The organism is Mesorhizobium sp. M0227 (assembly GCF_040321855.1).
Classification (GTDB): domain Bacteria; phylum Pseudomonadota; class Alphaproteobacteria; order Rhizobiales; family Rhizobiaceae; genus Mesorhizobium.
In genome coordinates this window covers 126,219-145,193 of the sequence record NZ_JAMYSJ010000014.1, presented here as the reverse complement: position 1 = coordinate 145,193, position 18,975 = coordinate 126,219, and the positions used below count along the sequence as shown (strand labels likewise).

Genomic DNA, 18,975 nt, shown 5'->3' with positions numbered 1-18,975 from the left:
CCCGGCGCAAAGCACGCCAAACTGTTCGCGATGTCCTCGCACACCTGTTCGCGATGTCTCCGGTCCAAACAGGGGGGAGATTGGCTGGCACGTTCTTCTTCGCCAACTACCAATGTTGAAAAGAGGGTCGCGGCGCAGCCGCTGCTGATCTCCCCCCTTGAGGGGGAGATGGCCGGCAGGCCAGAGGGGGGCGGCTTGGCTCCTCCCATTTCGATTCATTCCACCGATCCAACTCATTGATAACAGAGATAAATCCATGAAATCGCATGCAAAGGTCGTGGTCATTGGCGGTGGCGTCGTCGGGTGCTCCGTGCTGTTCCATCTCGCCCGCCACGGCTGGACCGATGTTGTCCTGCTGGAACGCGACGAATTGACGTCCGGCTCGACCTGGCACGCGGCCGGCGGCATGCACACCATCAATGGCGACCCTAACGTCGCCAAGCTGCAGAAATACACCATCAACCTCTACAAGGAGATCGAGGAGCTTTCCGGCCAGGCGACCGGCGTGCATCTGACCGGTGGCGTGCTTCTGGCGGCAAGCGCGGCGCGGCTGGACTGGCTGCGCGGCGTCGTAGCCAAGGGCCGCTATCTCGGTATCGAGCTTGAGGAGATCTCACCCAATGAAGCGGCGGAGCTGATGCCGCTGCTCGACCCCAGGCAGTTCGTCGGCGCCGTCAGAAACAAGGAGGACGGCCATCTCGACCCCTCGGGCGTCACCCATGCCTATGCCAAGGCCGCGCGGAAACTTGGGGCGGAAGTGGAGCGTTTCACCAAGGTCGAGGACATTGTGCGGCGTCCCGACGGGCTGTGGCGGGTCATCACCAACAAGGGCGAGGTGGTGGCCGAGCATGTCGTCAATGCCGGCGGCCTGTGGGCGCGCGAGGTCGGCCGCATGGTTGGTCTCGAACTGCCGGTGCTGGCCATGGAGCACATGTACCTGATCACCGAGGATATGCCGGAGGTCGCCGCCTGGAACGCCAAGACCGGCACCGAGATCATCCACGCGGTCGACTTCGATGGCGAGCTTTACCTGCGCCAGGAGCGCGGCGGCATGCTGATGGGCACCTATGAGAAGGCCAACAAGCCGTGGTCCGAATACCAGACGCCATGGAATTTCGGCCATGAATTGCTGGCGCCCGACATCGACCGCATCGCGCCGTCGCTGGAGGTCGGCTTCCGCCATTTCCCGGCCTTCCAGAACACCGGCATCAAGCAGATCATCAACGGCCCCTTCACCTTCGCGCCGGACGGCAACCCGCTGGTCGGGCCGGTGCGCGGCCTGCCGGGCTTCTGGGTCGCTTGCGGCGTCATGGCCGGTTTTTCGCAAGGCGGCGGCGTCGGCCTCGCTTTGTCGAACTGGATGATCGAGGGCGATCCCGGCGCCGATATCTGGGCGATGGATGTCGCGCGCTACGGCGACTGGGCGACGATGGCCTATACCAACGCCAAGGTGCGCGAGAATTATTCCAGGCGTTTTTCGATCCGCTTCCCAAATGAGGAACTGCCCGCCGGGCGGCCGCTGAAGACGACACCGGTCTATGATCTGCTGTCTGCCAGGGGTGCGCAATGGGGCGTTGCCTATGGGCTGGAAGTGCCGCTGTGGTACGCGCCGGAAGGCGTCAAGGACGAGTTCTCGTGGCGCCGCTCGAGCGACTTCACGCAGGTCGCCAAGGAGGTCGCGACGGTTCGCGACGGTGTTGGCCTGTCCGAGATTTCGAGCTTCGCCAAATACAAGGTGACGGGTGAGGGGGCCGCGGCCTGGCTCGACCGGATGCTTGCCTGCAAACTGCCGAAACCCGGCCGCATGACGCTGGCGCCGATGCTGAAGCAGGACGGCAGGCTGATCGGCGACTTCACGCTGGCCAATCTGGGGGTGGATGGCTGGTTCCTCGCCGGCTCCGGCATCGCCGAGCAATACCATATGCGCTGGTTCGAGAAGCACCTGCCTGACGATGGATCAGTCCGCATCGAAGCGCTGGGCGCGAAGCTCACCGGCCTGTCGATCGCCGGCCCGAAGGCGCGGGATGTGCTGGCAAAGGCCACGCGTTCGGATGTCTCCAATGCGGCATTTTCCTTCATGGCCATTGGCCGGATGGATATCGGCATGGCGCCGTGCCTGGTCGGCCGTGTGAGCTATACCGGCGATCTCGGCTACGAAATCTGGGTGACGCCGGAATACCAGCGCGCCGCCTATCAAGCGCTGATGGCGGCGGGCGAGGAATTCGGCATCGGCCTGTTTGGCTCGCGCGCGCTCAATGCGCTGCGGCTGGACAAGAATTACGGCTCATGGGGGCGCGAGTACCGGCCGATCTACGGACCGCTGGAAGCGGGGCTCGACCGCTTCGTTGCTTACGGCAAGGACGCCGATTTCATCGGCAAGGCCGCGGCGCTGGCCGAGCGCAAGCTGGGCGGCAAATTGCGCCTGCGCGCCTTTATCGTCGATGCCGACGATGCCGATGTCATTGGCGACGAGCCGATCTGGTTCGATGGTGCGGTGCGCGGCTGGGTGACGTCGGGCGGCTATGCGCATCATTCGAAGAAATCCGTTGCCGTCGGCTATGTGCCGAAGGAGATCGCCGATGAGAGCGACGGCTTCGAAATCGAGCTGCTGGGCAAGCGCCATGCGGCGCGCATTCAGGTGGTGCCGCTTTTCGACGCCAATTTCGAACGGATGCGTGCCTGAAGCGCATCGGCAAAGCCGAAGCGCTTCAGATTCCTGTTTTGTACATGTCGTTGTCCCAAAACCGCGGGCACTTTTGGGCGACGTGCACTAGGCCCGCATCCTCTTTCTGGCGTCAGGCGCTGCGGCGGTTGTCCAGCGCGAAGGCGCCGGCGCCCGCAAACACCAGATAGAGGAAGATGAAGCAGAATGAGATCGCCGAATCGCCGCCATTGTTGACCGGGAAGAAGTCGCGCGGCGCGTGCGCCATGAAATAGGCGATCGCCATTTCGCCGGCCAGAAGGAACGCGACCGGCCGGGTGAACAGGCCCAGCGCCAGCAGGATGCCGCCGGCGAATTCGAGGATGCCGGCGGTCATGGTCAGCCCGGAAAGGGCGTGGGGATCGGCGCTGACGGGGAAGTTGAACAGTTTCTGGCTGCCATGCTCGATGAACTGCAGCGCGGTCACGATGCGCAGAATGCCGAGTGCCTGCGGCTGATATTTGGCAAGGCCGTCGAAAAGCTTCATCTAAAACTCCCTTTAGCTTCCGGGATCGGCCATAGTTTATCGCCCGGCATTGGACCATTCATTTCCCCTGGTTTGCCATCAACAATCAGTGATTGGGAATGTTCCCAATTCCCTTCAAATGTTTCTCGCCAGGGTTGCATTAATACCTCTATGGTTGTATTAATGCGTGTACAACAATCTGAATGTGTGGGGGTCTTGCCATGAAAAAAGTCGTCATCAGCCTGTTCGCGATCGTCGCAGGCACCAGCTTCGCCATGGCCGAGGACGCCGGCTGTGAGGCCTTCAAATGGCCGGTGACGCGGGAGCAGACCCTGTTTGCCGCGGCATCGGCAACGCCGTCCGGAGCGGCGCTGGCGGTTGGTGCGGCTGCGGACCTGGCGCTGGTGCCGGTAGAGAAAGTCGGTTTTGCGGTGGCGCCCGAACGTGCGCCGGCATCAGACACGTTTGGGGCCGTCGCCAGCGTGGAAGTGCCATCCGAGGGAGCCATCCAGATCAGTCTCTCGGGGGAGGCCTGGATCGATGTCATCCAGGATGGCCAGGCCATCAAGTCGGCGGGCTATAGTGGCGTGAAAACATGCCCTGGCATCCGCAAGAGCGTGCGCTTCAAGCTTGCGCCCGGCCCGGCCACCGTCCAGTTCAGCGGCGCGAAAAAAGCTGAGCTGAAGGTTGCGGTGCTGGCGCCGGAATGAGACGGCGCCAGGCAGGGGTAGAGGCCTTCATCGGTGGTCTGATGAAAACCCGCGCTTTGTGTCACCGGTTTTCGATCGCGGTCAGCGGACTGGCGCCATCAAGGCGAAGTGCGCGTCTTGCGGGTCCTGGCATTGGACGATCCAACTGCCGCCGGGGACCTCCATCGGGCCCATCAGGATCTTGCCGCCATTGTCGGTGACCCGTTTGGCCGCCGCGTCGATGGCCGCAACGTGAAGTAGAATTGCCAGACCGGCACCGGGATCTGCTCCGGCTTGTTCATGATGCCGCCGCCGGATTCGGGGCCAGCCGTAAAAGTCTGGTAAGTGCCTATCGGACCCATGTCGAAATCGCCGGCGTCGATCCAGCCGAACTGCTCGGAATAGAAATCGAACGCGGCTTTCCAGTCGCTCGTATAAAGCTCGTGCCAGCCGATGTGGCCCGGCGTGCCGGCCGGCACGACAGGCTGGTCGGGACCGTTCGGCTGCAGGAACATGAAGGTCGTGCCTTGCGGATCGGCGACGACGGCAAAGCGGCCGACACCCAGAATGTCGTCGGGCTGGCGGTGAACGGTGCCGCCGGCTTTCTCCAGCGATGCCGTGGCGGCGTCGACATCCTTGGTGTGAATATAGCCAAGCCAGGCAGGCGGCATGCCCATCTTGGCGGCATCCTCGGGCAAGGTCATCAGTCCGCCGACGCCACGTTCGCCGACATTCATCACGATATAGCGCGGCATGCCGGGTGCCTTATCGAAGGGCTGCGCCGTCCAGCCGACCACTTGGGTGTAGAACGCCTCGGCGGCGTCGAGATCTGATGTCATCAATTCGTACCAGAAGAAGGGCATCGGGGTTTTCGGCATTTTCGGTCTCCTCACCTTTCATGGATCGATCGTCGTCCATCTTAGGACGATCCTCACGACGGAAATCCGACACGCCCGGACAACAATGGGTGTGTGTGCCAAGCGTTCCCTGGTTGCGCGAGCTCTGGTTTTCGATTTCTCTGCGGTGATGAGGGGTTGTCGTCCATGCGCTTGATGTCGCTCACGCCCGAGCTTGTCGCACTGTGCCATCGGGAAGAGGCCGATCCCGGCCCGGATCCGAGTTGGACAGACATGAACGACGAGGACTTTCGAGACCTTGCCTTGCGGCTGTCCAATGAAGCCGATGACGGACCGCTATGGGTGTTCGCCTATGGGTCGCTGATCTGGAAGCCGGAATTCGAGTCGGTCGAGCAACAGCTCGCCACGGCTTTTGGCTGGCACAGGTCCTTCTGCCTCGACATGGTGCGGTGGCGCGGCAGCGCCGAGCAGCCGGGATTAATGATGGCGCTCGAACGGGGCGGACGCTGCAACGGGGTGATCTATCGCTTGCCGGAGGGCGAGAAACCGGCGCAGATCGAAAGGTTGCTGCGGCGCGAGATCAGCGACCACGAAAGCATCGAGACGGTCCGCTGGCTGCGGGTGCATACGCCGCAAGGCACGCTGCGCGCGCTCGGCTTCTGGGTCGGCGTGAAGGGCAGGGGAACGTCGCTGAACCAGCCGTTGGACAGAGTGGCGAGCGTGCTGGCCAGAGCCTGCGGGCATATCGGATCCGGCGCCGAGTATCTCTACAACACGGTCAGCCACCTTGAAGCGTTCGGCATCCACGACCGCAATCTGTGGCGATTGCAGCAACTGGTCGCGGACGAGGTCCGGGCTATCCATGGCCATGGACTTGAGTCCGGCCATTCGCTCACGCTGCAAACGCAGCCGTAATTGCCAATAACATGACTAAAAAAATCATGTTATGTCGAGCCTTTTCAGGGGCTTGTGCCGAAAATTGACCAATTGATAAAAAAATAAAACGTGCTAGCCTTCCTCAAAAGAAAACATGGGGAACTGACGATGCCAGAAGGCCAATTCAGGGAAGGCATTGCGGGCGGCAGGCTCTCGGCCGACCAGTATGCGGACAATTTTTCCGACCTGCATCCGCCGCTCGATCACCACGAGGCGCTGGTCGAATCCGATCGTTGCTATTTCTGCTACGACGCGCCGTGCATGAACGCATGCCCGACCTCGATCGACATTCCGCTGTTCATCCGCCAGATCTCGACCGGCAATCCGATCGGTTCGGCCAAGACCATCTTCGATCAGAACATATTGGGCGGCATGTGCGCCCGCGTCTGCCCGACCGAGACGCTGTGCGAGGAAGTCTGCGTGCGCGAGGTGGCGGAAGGCAAGCCGGTGCAGATCGGCCGCCTGCAGCGCTATGCCACCGACGTCGCCATGAGCGAGAACAAGCAGTTCTACCCGCGCGCCGAGCCGACCGGCAAGACTGTCGCCGTGGTCGGCGCCGGGCCGGCCGGCCTTGCGGCCGCGCACCGGCTCGCCCGCCACGGCCATGACGTGACCATCCTGGAGGCGCGCGCGAAGGCCGGTGGCCTCAACGAATACGGCATCGCCGCCTACAAGAGTGTCGACGATTTCGCCCAAGCCGAAGTCGACTACGTGACCGCGATCGGCGGTATCGACATCCAGAACGGCAAGGCGCTCGGCCGCGACTACCAGCTGTCGGACCTGATCCGCAATTACGATGCGGTGTTTCTCGGCATGGGCCTTGGCGGCGTCAACGCGCTGCGTGCCGATGGCGAGGAGGCCGACGGCGTCATCAACGCGGTCGAGTTCATTGCCGAACTGCGCCAGGCCAGCGACCTTTCCGGCCTGCCGGTTGGCCGCCGCGTCGTCGTCATCGGTGGTGGCATGACGGCCATCGACGCGGCCGTACAGTCGAAGCTGCTCGGCGCCGAGGAGGTGACGATCTGTTACCGGCGCGGCCAGGAGCACATGAACGCTTCCGAATTCGAACAGGATCTGGCGGCAGCCAACGGCGTCAGCATCCGCCACTGGCTGCAGCCGAAGCGGGTGATCGCCGAAGGCGGCAAGGTCACCGCCGTCGAACTCGAATACACGGCGCTGAACGGCGACAGGCTTGCCGGCACCGGCGAGACACTGACGCTCGTTGCCGACCAGGTGTTCAAGGCGATTGGTCAGAGTTTTGTGCCGGTCGCCCTTAATGGCAGCGGTGCGTCGATCGATCTTGAAGCCGGCCGCATCAAGGTCGATGCGGAAGGGCGCACGTCGCTCGACAGGGTCTGGGCCGGTGGCGACTGCATCTTCGGTGGCGACGACCTCACCGTCTCCGCGGTCGCGCAGGGCCGCGACGCTGCGGAGAGCATCAATCGGGCACTGACCTCGAACGGGAGGGCATGAGCATGGCAGATATCAGAAACAATTTCGTCGGCATCAAATCGCCCAATCCGTTCTGGCTGGCCTCGGCGCCGCCGACCGACAAGGCCTACAACGTCATCCGTGCCTTCAAGGCCGGCTGGGGCGGCGTGGTGTGGAAGACGCTGGGCGAGGAAGGCCCACCGGTGGTCAACGTCAACGGCCCGCGCTATGGCGCGATCTGGGGCGCCGACCGCCGCCTGCTCGGTCTCAACAACATCGAGTTGATCACCGACCGCGACCTGCAGGTCAATTTGCGTGAGATCAAGCAGGTCAAGAAGGACTGGCCCGACCGCGCCATCGTCGTCTCGCTGATGGTGCCTTGCGTCGAGGAGGCCTGGAAGGCGATCCTGCCGGTGGTCGAGGAGACGGAGGCCGACGGCATCGAGCTGAATTTCGGCTGCCCGCACGGCATGTCGGAGCGCGGCATGGGCGCGGCTGTCGGCCAAGTGCCGGAATATATCGAAATGGTGGTGCGCTGGTGCAAGCAGAACACCCGCATGCCCGTCATCACCAAGCTGACGCCCAACATCACCGATGTGCGTAAGCCCGCACGGGCGGCACATGCCGGCGGCACCGACGCGGTGTCGCTGATCAACACCATCAATTCAATCACCGGTGTCGACCTCGACAGCTTCGCGCCGCAGCCGACCATCGACGGCAAGGGCTCGCATGGCGGCTATTGCGGCCCGGCGGTGAAGCCGATCGCCATGAACATGGTGGCCGAGATCGCGCGCGATCCCGAAACCCGCGGCCTGCCGATCTCCGGCATCGGCGGCATCACCACTTGGCGCGATGCTGCCGAATTCATGGCGCTCGGCGCCGGCAATGTGCAGGTCTGCACGGCGGCAATGACCTATGGCTTCAAGATCGTGCAGGAAATGATCGCGGGCCTCGAAAACTGGATGGACGAGAAGGGGCACGCCTCGCTCAACGACATCGTCGGCCGCGCCACGCCCAATGTCACCGATTGGCAGTATCTCAACCTGAACTACGTCGCCAAGGCGCGTATCGACCAGGATGCCTGCATCAAATGCGGCCGCTGCCACATCGCCTGCGAGGACACTTCGCACCAGGCGATCACCAGCATGGTCGACGGCGTCAGGCACTTCGAGGTGATCGAGGCCGAATGCGTCGGCTGCAATCTGTGCGTTAATGTCTGCCCGGTCGAGAACTGCATCACCATGGAACCGCTGGCGGCAGGCGTGATGGACCAGCGCACCGGCAGGCCGGTATCGCCGGTCTATGCCAACTGGACGACGCACCCGAACAATCCGATGGCCAAGGTGGCTGCGGAATAGGGACTTACCCCAACAAAAGAGCGGCGCTTTCGAGCGCCGTTTTTTAATTTTCCTATTGCAGATAATAATTATCCACGATAGTATATATCCATGATAAAGGAGCCGATCCAATGAAGCTGGGCGAGGGCGTTGAGGCAGCTATCCATTGCGCTGCCACGCTGGCCAGTGTGGAGGGGAACAGCACCATGCCTGGCGCCGCTCTGGCCGAGTCCTTTGGCCTGTCGCCTAGCTATCTGCTGAAGCATCTCAACATGCTGAGCGCGGCGCGCATTCTGGAATCGGTGCCCGGGCCGGCGGGTGGCTATCGGCTGGCGCGGCCGGCCGAGCGCATCACGCTGCTCGACATCGTGCTGGCCATCGAAGGGCGCGAGCCGGCTTTCCGTTGCGGCGAGATCCGCCAGCGCGGTCCGGTGAAGCTCGATGCTTCGGCCTATGTCAAACCCTGCGGCATCAACGCCGCGATGCTGAAGGCCGAGCGTGCCTATCGCGCCGCGCTCGCCGAGACCAAGCTGTCCGATATCGTGGCCACCTATGCGGCAGAAGGCGATCCCAGGTCGCTTGCTGCGAGCTGCGCCTTCGTCGAGCGCCACCAGCGGCCGCAGAAATCCAGTTAACCCCGTAGACCCAAACCCAAAGCAGATTTGAAAGGACAGGAAGATGAAACAGAGGCTGCAATTTTTCGCCAAGGCGCCGGAGATCATGAAGGCTGTGTCGGCGCTCAACAAGGCGGTGGACGAATGCGGGCTCGAGGTGAGCCTGCTGCACCTGATCAAGCTCAGGGCATCGCAGATCAATGGCTGCTCGTTCTGCGTCGAGATGCACAGCCGCGAGGCGAGGCGCGACGGCGAGACCGAGCAGCGGCTCTATCTGGTTTCAGCCTGGAAGGAATCGCCGCTGTTTTCCCTGCGCGAACGCGCTGCCCTGGCCTGGACCGAAGCCGTCACCTTGATCGCCAGCAATGGCGTGCCGGACGAACTCTATGCAAAGACGCTCGAGCATTTCTCGGAAGAGGAACTGGTCAAGCTTTCCGTTGCGCTCGGCATGATCAACACCTGGAACCGGCTGTGCATCCCGTTCCAGGCCATTCACCCAGTGCCGGCGGCCAAGGCCACCTGATTGTCCGGTTATGTTGGGAGCGCCGTCGAAAGGCGGCGCTCCACTTTCAAAGGGAGCGTTTGATGCCTGCCGATTTGCCTTCGACCTTGTTGTTTTTCGCTCGCCTGTTGCTCGGCGGCGCCTTCGTCTTCGCCGGCCTGCGCAACATCCAGAACGCGGCCTTCCTGACCCAGCTGATGGCCGCGCGCGGCGTGCCGCAGGCGCGGTTGGCGCTGTGGCTCGGCATCGTGCTTCAGATCACCGCCGGCGTGCTGGTGATCGCCGGCTTCTGGACTGCAGTCGCGGCCGCGGTGCTGCTGCTGTTCCTCATCGTCGCCACGCCGATGTTCCACAATTTCTGGGACCATCAGGGGCCGGACCGTGCGTCCCGCATCAATGGCTTCGTCGGCAATGTCGCCCTGAGCGGTGGCTTTCTGACCCTGATCGCGCAATCTGTTTGACGCACAGTTCCATGCCGACTGCGGCCTCTGGTGCCGACGGCTCGATCATAAAATCGGAACCAATCGAGCCGTTGACGCATTCACACCTGCATGCCCAGCATCCAGGATGGAATATGAAAATCGCCCATGTCGCGCCGCTTTATGAATCGGTGCCGCCAAGGCTCTATGGCGGCACCGAGCGCATCGTCTCGTATCTGACCGAAGCGCTGGTCGATCTGGGCCATGAGGTGACGCTGTTCGCCAGTGGCGACAGCCAGACTTCCGCGACGCTGGTACCCAGCCGGGAACGCGCGCTGCGCCTCGATCCGCGTCCGCTTAAATCCGAGATCGCGGCGCATCTTTCGATGCTTGCGCAGGTGAGGGAACGGGCGTCGGAGTTCGACGTCATCCACTTCCATCTCAGCCATTTCCTGCACTTTTCCTTCTTCGAGGATCTCGCCGACCGCACGGTGACGACACCGCATGGCAGGCTGGATTATGTCGACCTGGCGCCGGCCTATGAACGGTTTCCGCGTTTTCCCCTGATTTCCATTTCGCACAGCCAGAAGGCGGGCTTTGCCAACGCCAACTGGTTGGCGACGATCCATCACGGATTGCCGACCACTCTCTACGAACCGACTTTTGAGACGACGGCGGAAGAACCCTACCTTGCCTTCCTCGGCCGGTTCTCACGCGACAAGCGCCCGGACCGCGCCATCGAGATCGCCTTGCGTTCGGGGCTCAAGCTCAAGCTCGCGGCAAAGATCGGCGACGACGACCGCGCCTATTTCCACGAGGTGGTCGAACCGTTGATCGACGGCGATCGCATCGTCTATGTCGGCGAGATCGAGGAGGACCAGAAGGCGGAATTTCTCGGCAAGGCGGCCGGCCTGCTGTTCCCGATCGACTGGCCGGAGCCGTTCGGCCTTGTCGCCATCGAGGCCATGGCCTGCGGCACGCCGGTCATCGGCTGGAATTGCGGCGCGCTGCCCGAAATCATCGATCAAGGCGTCACCGGTTTCATCGCTGACACGGTGGACGGCGCGGTCGCCGCGGTGCCCGACTTGCTGCAACTCGACAGGCGAAAGGTGAGGGCCGTTTTCGAAAAGCGGTTCTCCGCTCGAAGAATGGCTGGCGATTATCTGGCCGCCTATGCGGGCCTGATCGGCGTCCCGAGCGCGGCGAAGGCGTCTTGAGCAACGACGTGCTCGAGCCACGACAACGAAACAACAGGGATCTTTGACGAATGGCCCAACTCGATGAGCGCCAGCTCGATCCCGCGGTTGCGCTTGCATCGCTCGACGCCACCGCCCCTCGCGAGCCGCATCGGTTGTTTGCCCTCAAGCAGGGCGATTGCTTCGCGGTTGCCGACGCCTATGGCGACATACGCGGAGCCGGCGACGGTTTCTTTCGCGACGACACACGGGTTCTTTCCGAGTTCCGGCTGACCGTCGGCGGCAGGCAGACATCGCTGCTCGGCGCCTCGCTCAGCCAGGACAATGTGCTGTTCACCACCAATTTGACCAATCTGCCGATACAGAGCGCCGGTGGACGCGACATCCCGCAGGGAGCCATTCACATCGAACGCGTCAGGCTGCTTTGGCAGGACAGGCTGTTCGAACGCATCACCCTTTCCAATTACAGCCGGGAACACTCGACGATCAGCGTTTCCCTGCACTATTCCGCCGATTTCCGCGACATGTTCGAAGTGCGCGGCTCGACACGGCTGAAGCGCGGGCTGGCCCATGCCGCCGAAACAGACGCGACGTCCGTCCTGCTGCGCTATGACGGGCTCGACGGCCTGGCCCGCCTCTCTGCGATATCGTTCTCGCAGGCGCCGGACCAACTGACAGCCACCCGTGCCGATTTCCTGATCGCCGTCACCAAGCGCAGCAGGAAGGTGCTTTATGTCGAGGTCGGTCCCGAGGTGGCCGATAAGCCCGACCGCGACCGGTTTCGCGCCGCTGCCGCCCGCGCCCGCTTTGGCATGCGGGCCAAACGTCGCCATGGCGCGACGGTGCGCAGCTCGGGCCGCGTCTTCAACGACTGGGTCGAGCGCGCCCGCGCCGATGTCGCGCTGCTGACCACCGAACTGGCGACCGGCCCCTATCCCTATGCCGGCATCCCCTGGTTCTCGACGGCGTTCGGTCGTGACGGCGTCATCTCGGCACTGCAGATGCTGTGGCTCAATCCGGGCCTGGCGCGGGGCGTGTTGGCCTTTCTGGCCCAGCATCAGGCGACCGAGACATCGCCGTTCAGCGATTCGCAGCCGGGCAAGATCATGCACGAGACCCGCAAGGGCGAAATGGTGGCGCTGCGGGAGCTCCCCTTCGGCCGCTACTACGGTGGCGTCGATACGACACCGCTCTACATCTATCTTGCTTGTGCCTACGCCGATCGTACCGGTGACATGGCGTTCATCGACGGCTTGTGGCCATCGCTGTGCGCTGCGGCCGAATGGACGGAGGAGGCGGGCCGGGAGACCGGATTCGTCACTTACCAGCGAGCGGCCGAGTCCGGCCTCGCCAACCAGGGATGGAAGGACAGTTTCGATTCGGTCTTCCATGCCGATGGCCGCATTCCCAAGGGTCCGATCGCCCTGGTCGAAGTGCAAGGCTATGTCTTTGCCGCTTTCCGGGGGCTGGCCAAGCTTGCCCGCCGCCGTGGGGAGGACGACAGGGCCGACCATTGGGATGGTCGCGCCGAGGCGATGCGGGTCGCCGTGGAACGCGATTTCTGGCTTGACGATCTCGGCTTCTATGCCCTCGCGATCGACGGTGCGGGCGAGCCCTGCAAGGTGCGGACCTCGAATGCCGGGCATCTGCTTTTTGTCGGATTGCCTGAGCCGGCGCGGGCCCAGATGGTCGCCGACCAGCTGCTTTCCGCCTCCTTCCATTCCGGCTGGGGACTGCGGACGCTCGCCGACGATGCCGTGTTCTTCAATCCGATGTCGTACCACAATGGCTCGATCTGGCCGCACGACACCGCCCTGTGCGGTGCCGGCCTGGCGCGCTATGGCGAGCGCGAAAGCGTGGTTCGCCTGATGAGCGGCACATTCGAATCCGCAGTCCATTTCAACATGCGGCTGCCCGAACTGTTCTGCGGTTTTACACGTGCGCCGGGCGAAGCACCCATCGCCTATCCCGTCGCCTGCCTGCCGCAGGCGTGGTCGGCGGGCTCCGCCTTCATGCTGATGCAGGCCTGCCTTGGCCTGGAGATCGACGGCTGGGATGGCGAAATCCGCGTCACCCGCCCGAGGCTGCCGATCGGCATCGACACGCTGACACTGCGGCACCTGGGCGTCGGCGACCGGGTCGTCGATCTCACCTTCCAGCGCGTCGGCGATCGGGTCGTCGCTTTCCTTGCCGACCGCCATGAAGGGCTGGTGCCGCTCATCGTAAGGACATGATCCGAACAAAATTGGCGGAACCGATCCGAGCTTTGTGCGTTGCAAAAATACGGGTCCGAACGCCGACCACGTGGTCGGCGGACCTTTTCAAACGGGAAACACGAAAAAACGGTCGCCGACGGCCGGGTGAGTTGACATTCAATGACAAACTACGGTGCGGAACTGCTCTGGGTTCTGATCTTCGCGAGCCTCGGTTTTTCCGCTCTTGCCGTATTCCTCTCCCTATCGCGGCAGCGCCGCAGTCACCCTCCGGCGGTTGCCCATACAGCGGGCGAAGACGTGGCCGCGGAGGCGGCGCGCAAGGTGATCCGTGAGTTCGAAAAGAACGGCCAATCGGCCGATGCGGCGCTGGTGACGTGGTCGCCCGAGACATTGCGCAAGATCCTCGCCGACGATCTGCCCGATGCGCAGGTCATCGTGGTGTCGAACCGCGAACCCTATATCCACAACATCAGGGATGATGGCGTCGAATTGTTGGTGCCGGCCAGCGGGCTGGTGTCCGCGCTCGAGCCGATCACCCGCGCCTGTGGCGGCACCTGGATCGCCTATGGCGGCGGAACGGCGGACCGCCTCACCGTCGACGACCACGACCGGGTACAGGTGCCTCCCGGCCATCCGTCCTATACGCTGCGCCGGGTCTGGCTGACGGAGGAAGAACATCAGGGTTATTATCTCGGTTTCGCCAATGAGGGGCTCTGGCCGCTTTGCCACATCGCCTTCACCCGACCGATTTTTCGCGCCTCGGACTGGGAGGCCTACGAGGCCGTCAACCGGAAGTTCGCCGACACGGTGGTTGCCGAAGCGCGCAACGAGCGGCCTATCGTGCTGGTCCAGGATTACCACTTCGCGCTGCTGCCGCGCATGATCCGCGAGCGCCTGCCGGAGGCGATCGTCATCACCTTCTGGCATATCCCGTGGCCGAATTCGGAAGTGTACAGCATCTGTCCCTGGCGTGAACGCATCCTCGAGGGGCTGCTCGGCAGTTCGATCATCGGCTTCCACACCCAGTTCCACGCCAACAATTTCACCGAAAGCGTCGATCGCTTCCTGGAAAGCCGCATCGAGCGGGCCGATGCGGCGATCTCCTACGGTGGCCAGACGACGCTGGTGCACGCCTATCCCATCTCGATAGAATGGCCGGCCGACCTGTTGGCAAAATTGCCTGACGTCGATGACTGCCGGGCCCGCCTGCGCAATAGGTTCGGACTGAAGGCGGATGTGAAGCTGGCCGTGGGCGTCGAGCGTCTCGACTACACGAAGGGCATTCTGGATCGATTTCAGGCGCTGGACGAATTGTTCAAGCGATACCCTGAATGGATCGGAAAGCTGGTTTTCCTGCAGGTCGCGGCCCCCAGCCGCGGCACGCTGCCGGCTTACAAGCTGCTCCACGACGAATGCCACCGCTATGCCCAGGAGCTCAACCAACGCTATGGCAGCGAGGGTTACAGGCCGGTGGTCATGGTGGCCGAGCATCACTCACAGGAACAAGTCTACGAGATTTATCGCGCCGCCGACATATGCATGGTCACCAGCCTGCATGACGGCATGAACCTGGTCGCCAAGGAATTCGTCGCGGCGCGCGACGACGAACAGGGCGTCTTGATGCTCAGCACCTTCGCCGGCGCCTCGCGCGAATTGCTGGAGGCGCTGATCGTCAACCCTTACGACGCCGCCATGATGAGCGAAGCGCTGTTGCAGGCGCTGATCATGACTTCAGACGAACAGCGCGAGCGCATGCGGCCCATGCGCGAGACGATCCGCAACAACAATGTCTATCGCTGGGCCGGCAGCATGCTTCTGGATGCAGCGCGCTTGCGCAAGCGCGGTGACCTCGACCGGGTAACCGGTGTCGGTGACCGGCTGCCTAGCGTCGACAATGTCGTGTCCATGTTCGAGCGCAAGCGGGTAGTCATGTCATGAACGAGGTCCTGCAAAAGATGATCAGCGAAAGCCCGCAAAAGCCGCAGGCCGTCATGCCGAAACCGCAGACTGTGCTGACCGGCGAATGGGCGTTGTTCCTCGACATCGACGGCACCCTGCTGGAACATGCCGAACACCCGGACGCCGTCTCGGTCAGCGACGAGCTTCGCTCCTTGCTGCAAGGCCTGGACCGCAAGCTGGACGGGGCATTGGCCTTCATAACAGGCCGCTCCGTTGCGGCTGTCGACCATCTGTTTCAGCCTCTGAAACTGCGCGCCGCCGGGCTGTATGGATTGGAGCACCGGCTCCTGCCGAACGACGACGTCGAAGTAGCGGACGAGCCGGCGGATATTTCTGCGCTTGCCGACGAGATCGAGGCCGAGCTCGGTCGTGGGGCTTATATCGAGCGCAAAGGACGGGTGCTGGCCATCCACACGCGCGCCGCCCCCCATCTGCTTCCGCGTGCGACGCAGCTTGTCGAGCAGGCGCTGGCCACGCTGCCAAAGGGCTACCGGGTGGTTGCCGGCAATGCCGGCGTGGAATTGCTGCCGCTGGAGGCCGCCAAGGGCGCCGCGATCCGGCGTTTCATGGAGATTGCGCCATTCACGGGCCGCCGCCCGGTCTTCCTGGGCGACGACACGTCGGACGAAAACGGCTTCGAAACGATCAATGATGCCGGCGGCATATCGATCCGGGTCAAGCCACCGGCGCATACCACAGCGCGGTACGGGCTTGCCGGCGTCGCCGAGACGCTGGCCTGGCTGAGAGGTCAACTTTAGGTCCGGCCGACGCAACCGCGATCGCGCCTCCTGGAAAGACAAGGAAAGGAACGGTTTCGATGGGACGCTTTGCACAATTGGTCCGAGAGATCACTCCGAACTGGCTGCACTCTCGCTCCTCCCGCCATGAGATTGCCCACGTTTCACCGTCCGACGCGGATTTCAGCTGGCAAGAAGCGATCGACAACAAGATGTATGGGGCGGATACATCTGACTATTCCCATGTGCCGGAAAAGCCTGTTTCGGCAAAACCGACAGGCGACAGGCCTGCGGACGAGAACGACCGTGTTCCAAAGAAGGCCAATTAAGGGTCCCGCCGGAGCCCGATCGCTGTTCCTATGCCGCAAATCGCAGGCCGCCATCGCAGGTCAGCACCTGGCCGGTCATGAAGCCGTTGGAGACGAGGAAGGCGATTGCGTCGGCCACGTCTTCGGCCCGGCCGACGCGGCCGACCGGGGTCTTGCCGGCATAGTCGGCAAAGATCGTTTGCTTTTGCTCCTCGGCCAGAAAATCCCACCATGGCGTGTCGATGACGCCTGGCGCCACGACATTGACGCGCAGCGGCTTCAGTTCCACCGCCAGAATCGGCACCACGGTCAACAGCATGCCGTTGATGGCGGCGATGCCGGCAACGCCGGGCGTCGCGAGTTGCGCCGAGACCGCCGAGACGAAGGTCACCGAGCCGGCCTTGTTCAGCGTCGGCAGGGCCGCCTGCAGGCAGGACAGCTGCGGCCGGACTTTCTCATCGACGCCACTGCCGATGTCGCTCAGGTCAAGCGTCGGGAAGGGGCCGAGGCCCTTGCCGCCGCTGGCCGCCAGCACCAGATGGTCGAAAGGACCGAGGCTCTCGAAGAACTGGCGGACCTCATCCGGCTTCGCGGCGTCGAAAGCAGCCTTCTCGGCAGCGCTGCCAAGGCTTTTCCAAGCGCTCTTCAGTTTGTCCTCGTTGCGCCCGGTGATGGTCACCTTCATGCCCGGGCCAAGCAGTTTTCGCGCCGTCGCCAGGCCGATGCCGGACGAGCCGCCGATCACGACGGCATGTTGGATTGTCTTGGTCATCAATGGTCTTCCTTCGATGTGGGGGAGGCCGTGCCGATGAGATCGAGGCTCAAGGCTCGCAACTGTTGCCTTGCCTTGGAGTCATAAGCCTGGGCGTCGGCACGGGATTCCCGCAGGCCGTCGAAATAGAGGCCGCTTTTTCCGTCGAGCGCGGGTGAGGCGGCGAGGTTGAGGATGGCCTCGGCACCGGTCTCGACCGAACTCCACGGCGTCACACCAGCCTGCCGGACCATGGTGGTATTCATGTAACTCGCGGGGTGCAGCGCGTTGACGGTGACGCCGGTACCTTTCAACTGTTCGGCCAAATCGACGGTGAACAGGATCTGCGCCAGCTTGCTCTGGCAATAAGCGCGCACGCCGTCATAGGCGCGGGTCAGCATGACATCGCTGAAATCGATCGCCTGCTGCCCCGCCGAGGCGACATTGACGATGCGGGCCGGCGTGCTCGCCTTCAGCAATGGCAGAAGCTCCGATGTCAGCACGGAACCGGCGAGATAATTCACCGCGAAGCGCAGTTCGTACCCGTCGGCGCTGATCTGTCTTTTGGCACCTTGGCCCGCCGTGCCGATGCCGGCATTGTTGATGAGGATGTCCAGCCGATCCGTCCTGGCGCGCACCGCCTCGGCGAGATGGCGCACTTCGGCCAGCGACGAGAGGTCGGCGACCAGAAGCTCGGCCTTGCCGCCGGCGGCTTCGATCTCGGTGACTGTGGCCTTGCCCCGCGCCGCATCACGGCCATGCACCAGCACGCGGGCGCCAGCGGCACCGAGCCGTTGTGCGACGACGCGGCCGACGCCGTCGGTCGAGCCGGTGATGAGGATTGTCTTGTCTTTGAGTTCCATGTTCAGAGCCTCCGTTCTGTTGCTCTGAACGGAAGATGGGACAGTTGTCGGATGCCAAACAGTTCAAACTTTATCCTGGTATCAATACTGCTATAATAAGCGCATGGAGTCCCAACCCCACGCTGCTCCGACCCACTCCGCTGAAGACAGCCGCCGGCGCGAACTCGGCGCCTTCCTGCGCTCACGCCGCGAAAGGCTGACGCCATCGGCAACCGGCATCGCCACCGGCCTCAGGCGGCGCACGCCGGGGCTGCGGCGCGAGGAGGTCGCGATGATCGCCGGCGTCGGCACGACCTGGTACACATGGCTGGAGCAGGGGCGGGAGGTCAGGCCCTCGGTCGAGGTGCTGACCGCGCTTGCCGAAGCGCTGCGCCTCGACGCCGCCGAAAAACAGCATCTGTTCATCCTTGCCGACCGCCAGCAGCCGGAGCGCCGTGCCGTGGCGCCGGAAAGGGTCGACGGCCCCTTGCTGCACATGCTGCAGAGCCTGGTGCTGCAGCCGGCCTATGTGGTCGGGCGGCGCTGGGATGTGCTGGCCTGGAACCCGGCGGCGGTGGCGGTGTTCGGCGACTATGGCCTGCTGGAAGGGGATGCCCGCAACATCGTCCACATGGTGTTCACCAGCCCGCACCACCGGCGCCTGCTGGTCGACTGGGAGCAACTGGCGCGCACCGTGCTGGCCTCGTTCCGGGCCGCGAGCGCCCGCTATGTCGGCGATCCGGATTTCGAGCGGCTGATCGAGTTGATGACGCGTTCGAGCCCCGAATTTCGTGCCTGGTGGCCGCAGCGCGACGTCGCGCACCGATTGTCGGGGGTGAAGCATGTCCGGCACCCGAGCGCGGGCGCCATGACCTTCGAGCATATGAGCCTGTCGATCGGCGACGGCTCGGACATGAAGCTGATCGTCTACACGCCGCTCGCCGAGCAGAATTCGATCGCCAAGCTGCAGACATTGCTGGATGAACTGCCGGCCCAGCGGCGCAGCGCCTGAGG

Annotated in this window: 17 protein-coding genes and 1 pseudogene; 14 read left to right on the top strand and 4 right to left on the bottom strand. The window is 63.4% G+C overall.

Annotated features, from left to right (window positions below):
* The first annotated feature begins 256 nt into the window (after positions 1-256).
* Positions 257-2,683: a GcvT family protein gene (locus NKJ00_RS20275; RefSeq protein ID WP_352630908.1), complete on the top strand. Its 2,427-nt coding sequence runs from the start codon at positions 257-259 to the stop codon at positions 2,681-2,683.
* Positions 2,684-2,795: 112 nt separating this feature from the next.
* Here NKJ00_RS20275 and NKJ00_RS20270 read toward each other — a convergent pair whose 3' ends face one another.
* Positions 2,796-3,188 carry a DoxX family protein gene (locus NKJ00_RS20270; RefSeq protein WP_128303442.1) on the bottom strand — a complete coding sequence of 131 codons (393 nt, stop codon included), beginning with the start codon at positions 3,186-3,188 and terminating at the stop codon, positions 2,796-2,798.
* Between the two features lie 200 nt (positions 3,189-3,388).
* Here NKJ00_RS20270 and NKJ00_RS20265 point away from each other — a divergent pair, with 200 nt between their 5' ends.
* On the top strand, positions 3,389-3,877 hold the full coding sequence (locus tag NKJ00_RS20265) for a hypothetical protein (RefSeq protein WP_352630906.1): 489 nt from the start codon (positions 3,389-3,391) through the stop codon (positions 3,875-3,877).
* 81 nt (positions 3,878-3,958) lie between these two features.
* Here NKJ00_RS20265 and NKJ00_RS20260 read toward each other — a convergent pair.
* Positions 3,959-4,734 (bottom strand): annotated as a pseudogene (locus NKJ00_RS20260) (VOC family protein).
* A gap of 165 nt (positions 4,735-4,899) precedes the next feature.
* On the opposite strand from NKJ00_RS20260, the gene NKJ00_RS20255 reads away from it, so the two are divergent.
* The 11 genes from NKJ00_RS20255 to NKJ00_RS20205 all read left to right on the top strand — a co-directional run bounded on the left by NKJ00_RS20255 (position 4,900) and on the right by NKJ00_RS20205 (position 16,389).
* Complete coding sequence (locus tag NKJ00_RS20255; RefSeq protein ID WP_352630904.1) at positions 4,900-5,628, top strand: gamma-glutamylcyclotransferase; 729 nt, start codon at positions 4,900-4,902, stop codon at positions 5,626-5,628.
* Positions 5,629-5,757: 129 nt separating this feature from the next.
* Positions 5,758-7,122: an NAD(P)-dependent oxidoreductase gene (locus tag NKJ00_RS20250; protein ID WP_352551720.1), complete on the top strand. Its 1,365-nt coding sequence runs from the start codon at positions 5,758-5,760 to the stop codon at positions 7,120-7,122.
* A 2-nt stretch (positions 7,123-7,124) separates the two neighbouring features.
* On the top strand, positions 7,125-8,438 hold the full coding sequence (preA, locus tag NKJ00_RS20245; protein ID WP_027035003.1) for an NAD-dependent dihydropyrimidine dehydrogenase subunit PreA: 1,314 nt from the start codon (positions 7,125-7,127) through the stop codon (positions 8,436-8,438).
* A 110-nt stretch (positions 8,439-8,548) separates the two neighbouring features.
* A complete protein-coding gene (locus NKJ00_RS20240; protein WP_023813203.1) occupies positions 8,549-9,052 on the top strand; it encodes an RrF2 family transcriptional regulator in 504 nt (167 codons plus the stop codon).
* 43 nt (positions 9,053-9,095) lie between these two features.
* Positions 9,096-9,554 (top strand): carboxymuconolactone decarboxylase family protein, encoded by a 459-nt coding sequence (locus tag NKJ00_RS20235; protein ID WP_352630901.1) that lies wholly within the window; start codon positions 9,096-9,098, stop codon positions 9,552-9,554.
* Positions 9,555-9,616: 62 nt separating this feature from the next.
* Positions 9,617-9,994 carry a DoxX family protein gene (locus NKJ00_RS20230; RefSeq protein WP_352551721.1) on the top strand — a complete coding sequence of 126 codons (378 nt, stop codon included), beginning with the start codon at positions 9,617-9,619 and terminating at the stop codon, positions 9,992-9,994.
* 113 nt (positions 9,995-10,107) lie between these two features.
* Positions 10,108-11,169 carry a glycosyltransferase family 4 protein gene (locus tag NKJ00_RS20225; protein ID WP_023813200.1) on the top strand — a complete coding sequence of 354 codons (1,062 nt, stop codon included), beginning with the start codon at positions 10,108-10,110 and terminating at the stop codon, positions 11,167-11,169.
* Between the two features lie 50 nt (positions 11,170-11,219).
* The gene (locus NKJ00_RS20220) at positions 11,220-13,382 is read left to right on the top strand and encodes an amylo-alpha-1,6-glucosidase (protein ID WP_023813199.1); all 2,163 of its coding nucleotides are present in this window, start codon (positions 11,220-11,222) and stop codon (positions 13,380-13,382) included.
* A 141-nt stretch (positions 13,383-13,523) separates the two neighbouring features.
* Positions 13,524-15,302, top strand: a complete 1,779-nt coding sequence (locus NKJ00_RS20215; protein ID WP_352630899.1) for an alpha,alpha-trehalose-phosphate synthase (UDP-forming) — start codon at positions 13,524-13,526, stop codon at positions 15,300-15,302.
* A 17-nt stretch (positions 15,303-15,319) separates the two neighbouring features.
* Positions 15,320-16,081, top strand: a complete 762-nt coding sequence (gene otsB / locus NKJ00_RS20210; RefSeq protein ID WP_502895889.1) for a trehalose-phosphatase — start codon at positions 15,320-15,322, stop codon at positions 16,079-16,081.
* 59 nt (positions 16,082-16,140) lie between these two features.
* On the top strand, positions 16,141-16,389 hold the full coding sequence (locus NKJ00_RS20205) for a hypothetical protein (RefSeq protein WP_352551727.1): 249 nt from the start codon (positions 16,141-16,143) through the stop codon (positions 16,387-16,389).
* A gap of 28 nt (positions 16,390-16,417) precedes the next feature.
* Here NKJ00_RS20205 and NKJ00_RS20200 read toward each other — a convergent pair whose 3' ends face one another.
* Together NKJ00_RS20200 and NKJ00_RS20195 are read right to left on the bottom strand one after the other, a co-directional pair.
* The gene (locus NKJ00_RS20200; RefSeq protein ID WP_352551729.1) at positions 16,418-17,140 is read right to left on the bottom strand and encodes an SDR family oxidoreductase; all 723 of its coding nucleotides are present in this window, start codon (positions 17,138-17,140) and stop codon (positions 16,418-16,420) included.
* Entirely contained in the window at positions 17,140-17,982 is an 843-nt protein-coding gene (locus NKJ00_RS20195) for an SDR family oxidoreductase (protein ID WP_023813194.1), read from the bottom strand. The genes NKJ00_RS20200 and NKJ00_RS20195 overlap by 1 nt, the downstream gene beginning before the upstream one ends.
* Positions 17,983-18,085: 103 nt before the next feature.
* Here NKJ00_RS20195 and NKJ00_RS20190 point away from each other — a divergent pair, with 103 nt between their 5' ends.
* Positions 18,086-18,973: a helix-turn-helix transcriptional regulator gene (locus NKJ00_RS20190; RefSeq protein WP_352630896.1), complete on the top strand. Its 888-nt coding sequence runs from the start codon at positions 18,086-18,088 to the stop codon at positions 18,971-18,973.
* Positions 18,974-18,975 lie beyond the last annotated feature (2 nt).

What these genes read in the sequence shown, in the direction of transcription:
- NKJ00_RS20275 (WP_352630908.1), top strand. Translation starts at nt 257, where the DNA reads ATGAAATCGCATGCAAAGGTCGTGGTCATTGGCGGTGGCGTCGTCGGG.
- NKJ00_RS20270 (WP_128303442.1), bottom strand. Translation starts at nt 3,188, where the DNA reads ATGAAGCTTTTCGACGGCCTTGCCAAATATCAGCCGCAGGCACTCGGC.
- NKJ00_RS20265 (WP_352630906.1), top strand. Translation starts at nt 3,389, where the DNA reads ATGAAAAAAGTCGTCATCAGCCTGTTCGCGATCGTCGCAGGCACCAGC.
- NKJ00_RS20255 (WP_352630904.1), top strand. Translation starts at nt 4,900, where the DNA reads ATGCGCTTGATGTCGCTCACGCCCGAGCTTGTCGCACTGTGCCATCGG.
- NKJ00_RS20250 (WP_352551720.1), top strand. Translation starts at nt 5,758, where the DNA reads ATGCCAGAAGGCCAATTCAGGGAAGGCATTGCGGGCGGCAGGCTCTCG.
- preA (WP_027035003.1), top strand. Translation starts at nt 7,125, where the DNA reads ATGGCAGATATCAGAAACAATTTCGTCGGCATCAAATCGCCCAATCCG.
- NKJ00_RS20240 (WP_023813203.1), top strand. Translation starts at nt 8,549, where the DNA reads ATGAAGCTGGGCGAGGGCGTTGAGGCAGCTATCCATTGCGCTGCCACG.
- NKJ00_RS20235 (WP_352630901.1), top strand. Translation starts at nt 9,096, where the DNA reads ATGAAACAGAGGCTGCAATTTTTCGCCAAGGCGCCGGAGATCATGAAG.
- NKJ00_RS20230 (WP_352551721.1), top strand. Translation starts at nt 9,617, where the DNA reads ATGCCTGCCGATTTGCCTTCGACCTTGTTGTTTTTCGCTCGCCTGTTG.
- NKJ00_RS20225 (WP_023813200.1), top strand. Translation starts at nt 10,108, where the DNA reads ATGAAAATCGCCCATGTCGCGCCGCTTTATGAATCGGTGCCGCCAAGG.
- NKJ00_RS20220 (WP_023813199.1), top strand. Translation starts at nt 11,220, where the DNA reads ATGGCCCAACTCGATGAGCGCCAGCTCGATCCCGCGGTTGCGCTTGCA.
- NKJ00_RS20215 (WP_352630899.1), top strand. Translation starts at nt 13,524, where the DNA reads ATGACAAACTACGGTGCGGAACTGCTCTGGGTTCTGATCTTCGCGAGC.
- otsB (WP_502895889.1), top strand. Translation starts at nt 15,320, where the DNA reads ATGATCAGCGAAAGCCCGCAAAAGCCGCAGGCCGTCATGCCGAAACCG.
- NKJ00_RS20205 (WP_352551727.1), top strand. Translation starts at nt 16,141, where the DNA reads ATGGGACGCTTTGCACAATTGGTCCGAGAGATCACTCCGAACTGGCTG.
- NKJ00_RS20200 (WP_352551729.1), bottom strand. Translation starts at nt 17,140, where the DNA reads ATGACCAAGACAATCCAACATGCCGTCGTGATCGGCGGCTCGTCCGGC.
- NKJ00_RS20195 (WP_023813194.1), bottom strand. Translation starts at nt 17,982, where the DNA reads ATGGAACTCAAAGACAAGACAATCCTCATCACCGGCTCGACCGACGGC.
- NKJ00_RS20190 (WP_352630896.1), top strand. Translation starts at nt 18,086, where the DNA reads ATGGAGTCCCAACCCCACGCTGCTCCGACCCACTCCGCTGAAGACAGC.